This is a genomic window from Rossellomorea orangium (genome assembly GCF_019334305.1).
In the GTDB taxonomy this organism is placed as follows: domain Bacteria; phylum Bacillota; class Bacilli; order Bacillales; family Bacillaceae_B; genus Rossellomorea.
Map to the genome: position 1 here is coordinate 54,182 of NZ_JAHWGH010000007.1, position 12,655 is coordinate 66,836.

Annotated in this window: 16 protein-coding genes; all 16 read right to left on the bottom strand. The window is 41.2% G+C overall.

The window, feature by feature from the left end:
* Positions 1 to 11: 11 nt before the first annotated feature.
* The 16 genes from KYJ26_RS03270 to flgL all read right to left on the bottom strand — a co-directional run bounded on the left by KYJ26_RS03270 (position 12) and on the right by flgL (position 12,646).
* The gene (locus KYJ26_RS03270) at positions 12 to 1,121 is read right to left on the bottom strand and encodes an aminopeptidase (RefSeq protein WP_219165901.1); all 1,110 of its coding nucleotides are present in this window, start codon (positions 1,119 to 1,121) and stop codon (positions 12 to 14) included.
* A gap of 118 nt (positions 1,122 to 1,239) precedes the next feature.
* Positions 1,240 to 1,818 (bottom strand): ribosome hibernation-promoting factor, HPF/YfiA family, encoded by a 579-nt coding sequence (gene hpf / locus KYJ26_RS03275; protein ID WP_257474867.1) that lies wholly within the window; start codon positions 1,816 to 1,818, stop codon positions 1,240 to 1,242.
* Positions 1,819 to 2,254: 436 nt separating this feature from the next.
* Positions 2,255 to 2,800, bottom strand: a complete 546-nt coding sequence (locus KYJ26_RS03280) for a transposase (protein WP_219165902.1) — start codon at positions 2,798 to 2,800, stop codon at positions 2,255 to 2,257.
* Positions 2,801 to 2,884: 84 nt separating this feature from the next.
* Complete coding sequence (locus tag KYJ26_RS03285) at positions 2,885 to 3,079, bottom strand: hypothetical protein (RefSeq protein WP_219165904.1); 195 nt, start codon at positions 3,077 to 3,079, stop codon at positions 2,885 to 2,887.
* Positions 3,080 to 3,247: 168 nt separating this feature from the next.
* Positions 3,248 to 4,003: an ABC transporter permease gene (locus tag KYJ26_RS03290; protein WP_219165906.1), complete on the bottom strand. Its 756-nt coding sequence runs from the start codon at positions 4,001 to 4,003 to the stop codon at positions 3,248 to 3,250.
* A gap of 6 nt (positions 4,004 to 4,009) precedes the next feature.
* Positions 4,010 to 4,342 carry an MmcQ/YjbR family DNA-binding protein gene (locus KYJ26_RS03295; protein ID WP_219165908.1) on the bottom strand — a complete coding sequence of 111 codons (333 nt, stop codon included), beginning with the start codon at positions 4,340 to 4,342 and terminating at the stop codon, positions 4,010 to 4,012.
* A gap of 78 nt (positions 4,343 to 4,420) precedes the next feature.
* Complete coding sequence (locus KYJ26_RS03300; protein ID WP_219165910.1) at positions 4,421 to 4,813, bottom strand: DUF8042 domain-containing protein; 393 nt, start codon at positions 4,811 to 4,813, stop codon at positions 4,421 to 4,423.
* Between the two features lie 8 nt (positions 4,814 to 4,821).
* Complete coding sequence (gene fliT, locus KYJ26_RS03305; protein WP_219165912.1) at positions 4,822 to 5,169, bottom strand: flagellar protein FliT; 348 nt, start codon at positions 5,167 to 5,169, stop codon at positions 4,822 to 4,824.
* On the bottom strand, positions 5,169 to 5,573 hold the full coding sequence (gene fliS / locus KYJ26_RS03310) for a flagellar export chaperone FliS (RefSeq protein ID WP_219165914.1): 405 nt from the start codon (positions 5,571 to 5,573) through the stop codon (positions 5,169 to 5,171). Before fliS ends, fliT begins: the two co-directional genes overlap by 1 nt.
* A 22-nt stretch (positions 5,574 to 5,595) precedes the next feature.
* The gene (gene fliD, locus KYJ26_RS03315) at positions 5,596 to 7,608 is read right to left on the bottom strand and encodes a flagellar filament capping protein FliD (protein WP_219165917.1); all 2,013 of its coding nucleotides are present in this window, start codon (positions 7,606 to 7,608) and stop codon (positions 5,596 to 5,598) included.
* 12 nt (positions 7,609 to 7,620) lie between these two features.
* Positions 7,621 to 7,980, bottom strand: coding sequence for a flagellar protein FlaG (gene flaG, locus KYJ26_RS03320; RefSeq protein WP_219165919.1), 360 nt, complete (start codon positions 7,978 to 7,980; stop codon positions 7,621 to 7,623).
* A gap of 483 nt (positions 7,981 to 8,463) precedes the next feature.
* A complete protein-coding gene (locus tag KYJ26_RS24165; RefSeq protein WP_219165921.1) occupies positions 8,464 to 10,230 on the bottom strand; it encodes a flagellin N-terminal helical domain-containing protein in 1,767 nt (588 codons plus the stop codon).
* A 157-nt stretch (positions 10,231 to 10,387) separates the two neighbouring features.
* On the bottom strand, positions 10,388 to 10,609 hold the full coding sequence (gene csrA, locus KYJ26_RS03330) for a carbon storage regulator CsrA (RefSeq protein ID WP_219165923.1): 222 nt from the start codon (positions 10,607 to 10,609) through the stop codon (positions 10,388 to 10,390).
* A 4-nt stretch (positions 10,610 to 10,613) separates the two neighbouring features.
* Positions 10,614 to 11,057, bottom strand: coding sequence for a flagellar assembly protein FliW (fliW, locus tag KYJ26_RS03335; protein WP_219165925.1), 444 nt, complete (start codon positions 11,055 to 11,057; stop codon positions 10,614 to 10,616).
* Between the two features lie 18 nt (positions 11,058 to 11,075).
* Positions 11,076 to 11,666, bottom strand: a complete 591-nt coding sequence (locus KYJ26_RS03340) for a DUF6470 family protein (protein WP_219165926.1) — start codon at positions 11,664 to 11,666, stop codon at positions 11,076 to 11,078.
* A 74-nt stretch (positions 11,667 to 11,740) separates the two neighbouring features.
* Positions 11,741 to 12,646 carry a flagellar hook-associated protein FlgL gene (flgL, locus tag KYJ26_RS03345; RefSeq protein ID WP_219165927.1) on the bottom strand — a complete coding sequence of 302 codons (906 nt, stop codon included), beginning with the start codon at positions 12,644 to 12,646 and terminating at the stop codon, positions 11,741 to 11,743.
* Between the last annotated feature and the right edge of the window lie 9 nt (positions 12,647 to 12,655).

Sequence of the window (12,655 nt, forward strand, 5' to 3'; positions counted from 1 at the left end):
GAAATCCTCCTTTAGATTAAAGCGTCAGGATTCAATCCTTTTAGCTCTTCTACTACAAATAACCCATCTTTGCGAATTAAAACATCATCGAAGTAAATTTCCCCGCCGCCGTATTCGGGACGCTGGATGCACACCATGTCCCAATGAACATTGGAGCGGTTTCCGTTGTCTGCCTCTTCATATGCCTGTCCCGGGGTGAAGTGAAAGCTGCCGTTAATCTTTTCATCAAATAAAATATCCAGCATCGGTTCATTGATCTTCGGGTTCACACCAAGAGCAAACTCACCGATGAAACGGGCACCTTCATCGGTATCGAGGATGTCGTTCAATTCCTTCGTATTATCTGCAGTCGCCTTCACAATTTTGCCGTCCTCAAACGTCAAGGAAACATTGTTAAACGAAAATCCCCTATAAAGTGTCGGAGTGTTATAGGTAATCGTCCCATTCACGCTATCCTTCACAGGAGCCGTATACACTTCTCCATCCGGAATGTTCCGCTCACCGAAACACATGACAGACGGAATGTCTTTGATGGAGAATGTAAGGTCCGTCCCTTCACCGGTGATGCGCACTTTATCGGTTTTGTCCATCAGCTCTTTCAAAGGCTTCTGGGCTTCTTCCATCTGTTTGTAGTCGACTGTGCAGACTTCCAATAAATAGTCGAAGAACGTTTCATAGCTCATCTTCGCTTTCTGGGCGAGTGAGAAGTTTGGATAGTTTAAAAGAACCCATTTTTTGTTTTGGATAAGATAGTCGTTGGATTCTTTCATATGAGGCATAAGCTCCTGCCATTGTTCTGGTGGAACTTCACTCATTTCTGCGTCATTGGCATCGCTGGCAATATGGATGACCGCATCCAGATCTTCATACTGTTGCATATTCCATTTATTTCGAATAATAACCTGCTCCGGCTCGGCATGACTGACCATAATCCGATTGAGTTCAAGGTCGCTTAATTCAAAATAAGGAATGACTCCCATTTCATATGATTTTTTCATGAGCTCCTTTATAAGAGGCTGCGTTGAATGTTCCCCTGTTATCATAAGCTTTTCCCCTTCTTTCACCTTCAGTGAGTGGGTTAAAAGCACCTCTGCTAACTTCTCTAATCGTGGATCTCTCATTTCATTTCCCCCTATTTTTTGCCTACCTTCAAACTTCGACAAAAAATGGTAAAATCCTCCTATCAATTAAAAAATCCTGCGGTCATCATCGTGACCGCAGGATTCCTTGGTTATCAAATTAGTTTGTTTCAATTAAACCGTACTTACCGTCACGACGCTTGTACACAATGTTTGTCGCGTTTGTTTCTGCATCGGTGAAGATGAAGAATGTATGACCGAGCATGTTCATCTGCAGGATGGCTTCTTCGCTGTCCATCGGTTTCAGGTTGAACTGCTTCGTTCTTACTACTTCCTGATCGTCCTCTTCCTCCAGTTCAACGGCAGCTGCACCATTAGGAGAAACGTGATTCAAGTCTTCCTGAGCCGCGAAGAACTCCTTCGGGCTGCCTTTTTCACGCATCTTACGGTTCACTCTAGTCTTATGTTTGCGAATTTGACGCTCCAATTTATCTACTATCAGATCAATGGCCGCATACATATCCGTGTTGCGTTCCTCTGCTCGTAGCACTAAATGCGGCATTGGAATAGTCACTTCAGTTTTCGTATTTTTATCAGGATACACTTTTAAATTAACATGTACATTTGCATCAGGAGTTTCATTAAAGTAACGATCTAACTTGCCAATCTTCTTCTCCACGTGTTCGCGAATCGCTGGAGTTACCTCAATGTTCTCGCCTCGAATGTTGTAGTTCAACATGTAAACTCCTCCTTTTAAAAATAAAGCTATGTTTATATATTCTCCATTCCCTTCATTTATCCTTCTTAAACTTTCTTAAAATTTTGTCAATTTTTCGTAAAGTTTGTAATGTGGTGTCGAAGGTGTTGGTATATCAGGGGTTGGAGGTTTTTAAGAGTGAGGTGAGGGTTGCGAGTGTTTGGGGTCACCTAGCACTCTTTATGGTATTATTATCTCACTTTTTTTGGGGGATTAGACTGTGGGGTTGTGGAGGTTTTGTGGAGAGTTTGGGGCGGATTTGTGAATGGTTCAGCTGCTGATTTTTGGCGTTTTTTCAGCAGGAGAATAATAGGTGGAATTCAGTTGCTGAATTTCCTTCCATATTCAGCAGTTAAATTTCAAAAGAAAATCAGCTGCTGAATAAAAACAATTATTCAGCAGCTGAACTCAAAAACCATCATAAAAATTGATGTAATTTAACCTCTACATAAAACTTATAATGACTCTTAGAACCGTCACTCATATAAGATAATATCCTTTTTGTATCGACATACTTGCTGGGACGGCTGGATACAAATGATCGGTAACTGGACCATTGATAACCTTCAGGCGAGGGACACATGCCTGCTCTTACAGGATTAAGATGGATGTAACAACTGGTGTCGATCAGCTGTTTGTTATTCGTTATCACAACAGACTTAAACCGCCCCTCAAAAAGATGCCCGTTAAAGCCGTTCTTCTTGTTAAAATATCTAGCATACCGGTAATGGATGTAGTGAATGATTTTTCCTGGAGGATGATTCTGAGTTTCGATCAAGAGGTGAACATGATTCGTCATGAGACAATAGGAGTGTAGGATAAAGGGGTATTTTTCTTTTGCGGCTTCCACTATTTCTAAGTATTTCAATCGATCGTCCTTATTGCGGAAGATGGTATACTTCCGGTTTCCACGTGCAGTGATATGGTAGATGAAGCCTGGAGACCATTCTCTCTTCTTATACATAGCAACTTCCTTTCTTTTGTTTGGTGTAAATTTGTTATTCGACATTCTTTTTGAAATTCCTGCAAACTCCAGTCTAACAGCTACTTAGAGACCGGTATCTTTTTTACTTTCTCTATGTTTTTTCAAATTGTAACCTATGCTTCCGACCATAAACGACATGACCATCACATATATCCAAATAGGATAGCGAGGGATGATGATGAAGGATGCTAACAGGCAGGTAGGGATGATTAGTCTTTTTGCTCTTTGTGTGTAGGACAGCTCTTTGTACGTTTTCAATCTATCACCTCCTACTTTCTGCTTTGGAATGTAACAACATCTCTATCTAGTTAAGGATTAGATATCGACTGCTGAAAAAATCATGATATTCAGCTGCTGATTTTCACACCATTATCAGCAGGTGAAAAACCCCAATTATTCAGCAGCTGAACCAAAAAGGATCTTGCCCTAAACATCCACATCCCTCTTCCCAAAACTCCACCAACTCAATCCACCAAACCCAACCAAATAAACCACAATCACCCCAACCGAAAACCAAAACGTCATCCCCTCAAACGGAGGAGTCCCAAAGAAATACTGCTGCAAGTCAGTATTCGCAAACAACAGATACCTCCCCCACTCCAGCCCACGCTCGTTCATCAGCATCAAAAACGTGCTGCCAGAAAAGGTCAGAAAGATCGTAGAACCAATTGCAAACGAACTGCTCCTCGTCACCACTGAAAAGGTAAAAGCAAAAGAACAAATCACCATCATTTCTATGAATCTCAGGACGTACGCCCCTGCGACAATAAAAAAGTTCTCATTTAAATCAAAGAAACTATCATAAAACCATAGTGTGCCCAGCACGGCTGAAAATAAGAAATGAGAGGCTGTTAAAACAGTTACGATCACCAATATGGTTATGTATTTGGAAAGTAAAATCTTCACACGGTTAATGGGCCGGATGAGCAATAACTTGATGGTACCTGAAGAGAATTCACTCGATACGATATCCCCGGCAATTATCAGGCTGAAGAGTTGTATGATGATTAGTAGATTCGAACTGATTCGCATATATTCCCAAAATGAAAATTGGATGCCATCGAAGAGCATGTAGACAAATATGGATGCGATGGCATCCACAAACACGATGAGTGCAAGGGAAATCCACATCCGTGAGTGAGAGGTTTGTTTTATAAGTTCATTGGTAATTAAATTCATCATGTTCCTCTACCCATTCCGAACAGCATCTGAGAGTCTCTTTGGAGCCACAATCAAGTAGCCATTGCGAACCAACCCTTCAATGGTTTGCCAGCCTACTTCCTCTATTTCAACCAGCACCCACCCGTGTCTTCCTATGTATGGAGCTTTGATATAACCTGGCTCTTCAAGGAGGATTTCCTGAGTGGCTGGGAGTGTTTTAATCGATAAAGTCTCACCGATGATCACAAATGGTTTGTCCTTCACGCGGAAAGAAATATGTCCGAACCCATCTACATGTTCATGAACCTCTGGATAGAGAAGGCTAAGTCTTCTAATTTCATCAATTTCAATCGTTTTCATACCACGTCCTCCAGCATTTTTCTATTATTATAGCATGAGAGGATTTGGAAAAAGAAAAAAGCCTCGCAAGTTTGAGCCTTAGTGTGCTATGTAAGGATTTAGTTCACTCTCAATCGTAGCTTTCCATGTAGAAAACGTCGGTGACAGACTTTCCTGGACGATACTTTGTTTCATTTCGCTGTTGTCTAACTGCCCGTCCAGTTTCCAGGCTTGATCTGCTACAGCATCAAATTGGGTTAAAGCGTTCTGGATGCCTTCCCGTCCATCAAATGTTGCTTTTAACAAATGGTTGCTTTCAGAAATCTGCCCAATTGCCATGAAGACATCAGAAAGGACCCGATCCCCTTCTGTTTTTCTTAAATCCGTGAAGCTTGCTTCAACATATTTCAGTGCTTCTTCGATTGTGCCGAGCATTCCGACGTATTGGTTTACCAATTCGTATTGTTTTTCGTCTAGTTTCGTTGCTGTCAAAAAATCACCTATTTCTTTTTATCGTAAAACATTCCATCGTATTGCAGGGATTCGTATGGGTTTGAATACTTTTGAACAGACGTTTTTTTCCTGGTTAAGCCGTTCATATCCCGTTTAATCTGAAGACGCAATTGAGCCAGCTTCCGATCGATTTGCGCATTCCAAGCGATCATCTGCTTGCCAAGCTCCTGCTCCTCCTGAGTATAAGGAGGCTTGATAGTGCCAAGTACGCTATGTCTTTTTTCTAAAAGAGACTCTACTTCTTCAATGGTTGACTCCCTGTTTTCATCATTCACCTGTTCCAATGCTTCTTTCAATTGCTTCGTGATCGTATAGCACAGAAGAACCGAGTTCATTACGCCTGTCCACCTTGACCGGCATGCTGTTTCTGGCGGTTCAGTTGAATGACTTCTTTCCAAGTATCACGGAAATCAGTGATGAGCCCCTCAACTTCTTCTAAAATCGCAGCGTCATTCTTGATGTTGGCTTCTGTTAAGCGACGGTTGATATAGTCGTAAAGGGACATAAGGTTTTGTGAGACTTCAAGATCTGTATTCAACGTCACCATCAGCTCGTTCACGATGGCTTGCGTCTTTTGGATATTCGTATTCTTCAGTTCAATATTCTTCTCTTCAATGGCTTTTTTTGCGATATGGATAAATTTCAGGCTTCCGTTATAGAGCATAAGGGTGAGTTCACCTGGTGATGCGGTGTTGACCGAGTTGTTCTGGTATGCTGCATACGGGTTGTTGATGGCCATAGTGACACTCCTTTAATTATGATTAGCCGCCGAATTGGTTCATGAGGAACATAGACTGTTCGTTGGAACGCTGAATCGCTTTTTCCATGGCGGTGAATTGGCGCCAGTAGCGGTCTTCGACTTGTTTAAGTCGGTCTTGGAAGCGGTCAATGCTGCTGTCTACATTGGTAAGCTCACGTCCAAGGGAAAATTGCTGGTTTGTAGAAAAGGAATTACCTGCCTTTTCTTTGAGTTTGTCCATGGATTGATTGACAGAATCATAGAGTCTTTGCACCAATCCCTTTTGATTAAAAGTGTTTCCATCCCCCCTAAAGAGGTTTTCAACTGATTCGGGATCGCTTTCAATTGCCTTTTTCAAATCTGCGTCGTTAATGACTAGTTTTCCACCTTCAAGATAGTTACTGCTCGTTGTAATTCCGATGCTTGCCAATTGACTAAAAGCGGAAGAGACCTTTTCATTTGAGACAGGTGCGTAGAAGTCGGTTCTCATTTGTGAAAGGACTCCAGTTAAAATCGGATCTCTCTTTAATAGGCCGCTCTTCGCTTTTTCTTCCCATTGCTCTTGCTGCTTATCGGATAAGCTTTCCCTTTGCTCATCGGTTAAAGGCTGATAACTTCTGTAGTAATCTTCAGACGTTTTCTTCTGGATTTTATCGATTAGCTCATTGTATTTCGTGACGAATTCTTTAATGTTGTCAAACACCTTTGTACTATCATTATTTACTGAAATGCTCACTGGATCAGTAAACGTATTCTTGATATTTAATGTTACTCCGTTCATTTCAAAGGTATTCGAATGTCTTCTTGTATCCAGCCCATTCAAATTGAAAATAGCATCTTGTCCATCTGTTTCCGTTCCTGAACCAAATCGAAGAAAGCTATTCATAAATGTTCCGCTTTTAATGATTTCTTTACCAGCTTCATTAAAGTTACCCGTTTCTTTTCGGGTAAGGGTCAGTTGATCTGAGAAAGAATCATAGAACATCGTTACCCCGACACTTGAAGAATTGACCTTCTCCATGACCGAATTAAGAGACTGGGAACCTTGTACAAGAAATGTTTCAGAAGTCTCTCCTTTTGAGGTGTGAGCTCCAAGTGAGAAAGAAGTGTAGTTTTGTTTATACGTTACTTCAATTTTTGTATCTTTCGCTTGTTCAGTATTAAAATTCACTTTACCGGTTTCTTTATTAATGAATCCAACAATATTATCGCTAGCATCTTTGATATCAAGCGTATCGTTTGAACCATCTGAGACACTATAGGTCACATCATTTATTTTGATAGCGTCTACCGAATGAATTGATCCTCTTGAAAGTTGCCAACTAGAAGATGGCTGAGTCAGGGTGGTACTATCGGTTTTGTTTTCAGTTACAAACTGGGCATTCACAACAGCACCCTTTTTTAATCCTGCTCCACCAAATAGCAATTTATCATTAGTCGTATCCAGGAATATTTCCCCATCAGATGTTGGAGGGGACTGAACCACTTTGAATACTTTACCATCAACTTTAATATTTACAGCATTTGAATCAATTGCGTTCAAGCCATCTAAAGATAATTCAGTCGTTCCTTCAGAAGCTACTGTGAAATTCTTTGATTCTACTACTCCTGCGCTCCAAGTCAGAGAATTCCTCATTTTAGTATTCTGAGAATGAAGACTTTTGGTCGCATCCATTTTATCCGTTGATGATGCGGATACTCCTCCAGCGTTCTTGAGAACAGCTGCACTTGCCAACTGGGTTACATTCTTGATTGAATAGGATGATTGTGATGCTGCGCTGCTGGCTGTTGCCGTCACATAGTCCGAATTGGTTGAAGAAGTTGTTCTGGCACGATAGTTTGTCGATAACTTCATTTGAGTTAATTCAGATCTAAAATCCAACAACAATGTATTCATGGAACGATAGTCATCCCGCTGCCATTCCAGTGTCTGTTTCTTTTGTTTTAATTTATCTAAAGGCATTCGCTCTGCCTTCATCAAGTCCGCTACAAGGGAATCAATATCCATTCCACTTGCCAAACCACCGATTCTCATCAGGACACTCCCCTATACCTTTTTATCGACCAGCAAACCAACAAATTCCGTCATCGCGGCATGCATATCAAGCATTTTCTTTGCCGGTATTTCTTTCACTACTTCCTGAGTGCGATCATCCACAATAGTCACATAGTATTCTTTCAATTTATCATGAAATTCAAATTTGAGGTGTGTATTCGAAGTGGACATAAACTCATTCATCCCATGAACGACATCTTCTATTTTTTCTTTGGTGACAGGTTCTTTGGTGGTGGTTTCTTTATGGTGTCGTTCTTGCGCTTGAATTTGTTTCACTTCTTCACTTGTTTGGTTCTTTAATCTAGTAAATGATTGTATTCCTTGTACTCCACCTGTCACTTTGTCCATCATCGTTTGATCCTCCTGAGGGTTATATTGGTTATATCGGAGTTCGTCGGGGAAAGTTTAGTTGTTATTAGAAAAAGAGACCCTATTGCTAGAGTCTCTTTTAGAGAAATTAGTATTAACGAAGAAGTTGTAAAACTCCTTGTGGTTGTTGGTTCGCTTGCTTTGCGACTATGTCTTTCAATCATAGAATAGACTATATCTTCACCCTTGTATGTAAGGGGCTGGGCACTTCGAACAGGATTTACTGCCCTACGAGATTCATAGTCATAGCTTTCGCCTTAGACCGTGTTCTCTAGTCGTTGAACCTTCTCCAGAGTTTCCTCTCAGGAGCTTGGCTGCTGATTATCCATTGTTTCATCTCTATCATTTTCAGACCGTACCGCCTACCGTTTCCAGTTTCGTTATGGTTGATAAAGCTTTAGGAAGTTCCAGCAATTCACCCAGTTATACTCCAGCTCGTTACCAAGCTGGACGCCCTCGAATCATTTATCTCAGAAGTTGTAGTACTCCCTGAGGCATCTGATTGGATTGAGCCAACATTGCTTGTGCTGCTTGAGAAAGGATTGAGTTCTTTGTTTGAGTCATCATTTCTTTCGCCATGTCAACGTCACGTACACGAGACTCAGCAGCTGTTAAGTTTTCAGAAGAAGTTCCCAAATTATTGATTGTGTGCTCTAAGCGATTTTGGTATGACCCTAGTTTAGAACGCTCGCTAGAAACACTTGCAATTGCTTCATCTAAGACCGCAACTGCAGCAGTTGCTTTTTCAGAATCAGAAACATCAAGCGCATATTCTACACCAGTACTGTTTGTACCATTCGTAATTTCTGCATCAGTTGATACAAATGATGCATTTAAAGAATTACCTTGTCCGTCTGTTACGGATTTTGTTGCTCCTGAAGTTGCAGATGAGATGCTCAATGCTGATGCTCTCATGTCTGAAATTGAAACGCTCATTGATTGACCTGCATTAGCACCAATTTGAAAACTTAATGAGCGATCTTCGGTTACTGCTGGAGTTGTTACTGTAGGTGCAGTTGTAACTGCGTTAGTAGCTGTTTCTAATAAAAATGATCCTGTTACTGTTCCATCACTTGAACTATCACCATTAGCAGTAAAATCAAATGAAATCCCGTCTGCATCATAGTTTAAAGTGTCACCAGAAGCTAAGGAGAATGTGGATTGGGAAACCTGTGTAGCACCAGAAAATAATGTTGCAGTGAATTCTGAAGTTGATTCATCCCACGAAATATCAATTTTATCTACATTCTCAATTACATTACCTGACGTATTATTAACAGAAAAGTTTGTCATTGTTGCAGTAGCATCTCCTGTAGAACCACCTATAGTAAGAGGCACATTTACTGGTTCCGATGAAACCGTTCCTGTACCGTCAGTACCAGCACCTGCAACTGTATTTAAATCTAGAGTAACTGAATCTCCATCTGCCCAGTTTGCTGCATCAGCAGATGTAAATGAGAAACTAATTCCTTGATTATTATAAGAATAAGTATCTGTAGCTGCATCAAAGGCAACTTTATCAGCATCAATAACTAATGTATTTGCACTACCATCTAATCCATCAAAGTCGACTTCAAAGTCTGAACCGTTCTTTGTAACGGTAACTTGGTTCGCTCCACTATTGTTTAGATCTGTGTAATCAAATCCGTTATCAGCAGTTCCAGTAACATCAATATCAAATTTTGCTCCTGTAGTACCACCTGACCAAGTAATCGGTTCTGCACCGACAGTAATTGTTTGGTCAACTGCTTTTACTACGTTCACAGTTGAAGCAGGTGTTGTTACAGCTGCACTAACTTCAAAGTTTTCTGAACGATCACCATTTAAAAGTTTTCTAGTGTTAAATTCTGTTGTGTTACCAATGCGGTTAATTTCAGATGTTAGTTGGTTCATTTCTTTTTGAATTTCTTTTCTGTCATCACCTGTATTTGTATCGTTACTTGATTGAACTGCAAGTTCGCGCATTCTTTGTAGAATAGAATGCGTTTCGTTGAGTGCTCCCTCTGCTGTTTGGATTAATGAGATACCATCTTGCGCGTTACGGGAAGCCTGATCTAACCCACGAATTTGCCCACGCATTTTTTCTGAAATTGCAAGTCCAGCAGCATCATCTCCTGCACGGTTAATACGCATACCAGAAGACAACTTTTCCATAGATTTAGACTGTGCACCAGAAGCACTATTTAACTGACGATAAGTATTCAATGCTGCAATATTATGATTAATTCTCATAACTTGAATTTCCTCCTTGAAAGTAAGTCCACATCCATGTGAACTATATCATTTTTTAGTTTACAACAAGTCACAAAGGTCGGCCGCCCTTCTCCTCATTGTTTACAATACTATTATCGGACGTTTCGCCTGGTGTTTAATAGTTTAGGAAAAATAATCAATCATTTTTTGGCAAAAGGCTAAACAGATTGTCGATTCCTTTTGAAGCTTCGGTGTTTTCTTCTTGTATAGAGAGGTAGACTTCTTTTCGATGGATGTCCACGTTTTTTGGGGCGTTGATCCCGAGTTTTACTTGATCGCCTTTTACCGATATGACAGTTAGCTCAATGTCATCCCCAATCTGAATGCTTTCTCCCGTCTTCCTTGTTAGTACTAACATCCCCTCACCCCTTCTTTCCTGCAGGCTGAGCAAAGATCAGGTGCTTGGTTTGGTATTCTGAGTTGGTTAAGATGACTTGCTTCCCTTTGCGATTTGCCAGATTGATAATGACGGGAGCCTGTAGATTTGCAGTTGATTCATGAAGTACTTCTCTAATAGTAAGGATAGACAGAACTTGAACTTCTTTTTCCACAGGATGTTCCAGTAACTCCACACTCGTCTGGTCCAGTTCAAAATCATACTCTTTAAAAAACATGAACGGATCTGTCACCACAAATCCAAGCTGAGGAGTCTTCACCGATTGCATTATATGAAACACTTCATTCTCCGGAAGTGGCAACAATACATACTGCTTCTCTTCCCCAAAACCGGGGATTCCGTGTTCAAATGTCAAAATATCTTCCGCTTGAACCTCTATTTCTCCATGATATTTCGTATTGATTTTCATCCGCTTCATTCCTTCATTCTAAATTTCTTGCTCATAGTTAATCCCCACGTGCTTCAAATTAGCAAAATCAATTTGCAAATCGGCATATCGTTTCAAGTTGACATCTACTTGAGCTGGTGTATAGTGTATGTTTGGCTTCTGAGAACGAGAGTTATTTCTCACTTTTTGTGGTTCAACGTTCACCTTCACAATACCTGGATCGTAGCTGATCTTTACACTGCCAGCTGAAGGAATCCAACCAATATTAAACTCATACATGGGGTTCTCGCTGTTCCTCTTCGCCTGAGCAGGAATCGCACCTCCACCATTCTCGATCATCATCAGATCATCACCATCCTGGGCGACACGGGCGAGCCCCGCCAGCCAGTCCTCATATCCTTGTTGGGAATATTCTTCTATTCTGCGGCGCACCGACTTCAAATCCATATCGGCCCTCGCCTCGGTTTGATCAATGGTTAGCTTGGAAGGCGTACGCTCTATTTCCATCTTTGCTTGAGGCTGCTGGATATCCAATTCTGCCGGAGGCTGTTCGATGTCCATGCGCCCTAAAGTCGTCCGGATGCTAATGGCTGCTGAAGCGGACTGTAATCTTATTTGTGGAACGTTCACTACTACTCACCTCCATATAAAAAAGGACGGACCCCAAGGTGACAAAACACCTTAAAGGGTCAGTCCCCTTGCTTTTATCGTAGAAAATCCATTAATGTCGGCTGAATGATTCTCGCTCCTACCCCGAGAGCTGCACGGTGGACACTTTCTTGCGTTTTCAAGTCCGTGATCACGCGTTCAATATCTGCATCCTCATTATCCGAAAGAATCCGATTTGCTGTCACTTCCTGCTGAGCCAGTCGATCGTCTACCATTTCAAGTCGATTGTAACGTGCACCAAGTTCAGAACGTTCTGCTGATAATGTGTTCATGACGTTGTCTAGATTCTCAAGCTCTGAATCAAGAGCCGAATCATCTCCAGATTCTAATGCTTTTTGAATGTTGTGCACTGTATCAAACAGTTTCTGATTAAAAACATTATTCGGATTGACGTTTGCTTTTAGTGAAACACCCTGAGAAACTTCAATTGGATAAGCATCTATAGAACCGTTGCCTAAATTATCGGCAACTTTAGGAGCACTTCCATCCACAGGAGATCCATCCTTTATAGGTGAATTCCCAACATCCGTCCCATGGAAAATATATCTTCCCGCTACTTTCGTTTCAGCAACACTGACAAGATCATTTTTAATCTGCTCTATTTCAACAGCAACAGCTTTCCGATCTTCCGGACTTAACGTCCCGTTTTTCCCTTGAAGCGTCAATTCCCGTACACGCTGCAACCCCTGATTCGCCTGTTCGATACCAGACTCCGAATTCTCCATCCATAAATAAAGCTCCGAAAGATTCCGCTTATACTGCTCAATCCCCGTCAAGTTCGAACGATAAAACATCCCCTTCATGGCAACAACCGGATCATCCGAAGGCTTCGTAATTTTCTTCCCTGTCGCCAACTGATCCTGCAATTGACCCATACGACCATAAGAAGAACTAAGGTTTCTCATTGAGTTCGCTGTCAGCATACTTTGTGTTACGCGCATAGTATTTCA

Bases quoted from the DNA above. Each gene is read 5' to 3' on its own strand.
- KYJ26_RS03270 (WP_219165901.1), bottom strand. From the start codon at position 1,121: ATGAGAGATCCACGATTAGAGAAGTTAGCAGAGGTGCTTTTAACCCAC.
- fliT (WP_219165912.1), bottom strand. From the start codon at position 5,169: ATGAACTCGGTTCTTCTGTGCTATACGATCACGAAGCAATTGAAAGAA.
- hpf (WP_257474867.1), bottom strand. From the start codon at position 1,818: ATGTTGAACTACAACATTCGAGGCGAGAACATTGAGGTAACTCCAGCG.
- flaG (WP_219165919.1), bottom strand. From the start codon at position 7,980: ATGATGGACAAAGTGACAGGTGGAGTACAAGGAATACAATCATTTACT.
- KYJ26_RS03290 (WP_219165906.1), bottom strand. From the start codon at position 4,003: ATGATGAATTTAATTACCAATGAACTTATAAAACAAACCTCTCACTCA.
- KYJ26_RS24165 (WP_219165921.1), bottom strand. From the start codon at position 10,230: ATGAGAATTAATCATAATATTGCAGCATTGAATACTTATCGTCAGTTA.
- flgL (WP_219165927.1), bottom strand. From the start codon at position 12,646: ATGCGCGTAACACAAAGTATGCTGACAGCGAACTCAATGAGAAACCTT.
- fliS (WP_219165914.1), bottom strand. From the start codon at position 5,573: ATGGCCATCAACAACCCGTATGCAGCATACCAGAACAACTCGGTCAAC.
- KYJ26_RS03295 (WP_219165908.1), bottom strand. From the start codon at position 4,342: ATGAAAACGATTGAAATTGATGAAATTAGAAGACTTAGCCTTCTCTAT.
- KYJ26_RS03280 (WP_219165902.1), bottom strand. From the start codon at position 2,800: ATGTATAAGAAGAGAGAATGGTCTCCAGGCTTCATCTACCATATCACT.
- fliD (WP_219165917.1), bottom strand. From the start codon at position 7,608: ATGAGAATCGGTGGTTTGGCAAGTGGAATGGATATTGATTCCCTTGTA.
- fliW (WP_219165925.1), bottom strand. From the start codon at position 11,057: ATGAAAATCAATACGAAATATCATGGAGAAATAGAGGTTCAAGCGGAA.
- csrA (WP_219165923.1), bottom strand. From the start codon at position 10,609: ATGTTAGTACTAACAAGGAAGACGGGAGAAAGCATTCAGATTGGGGAT.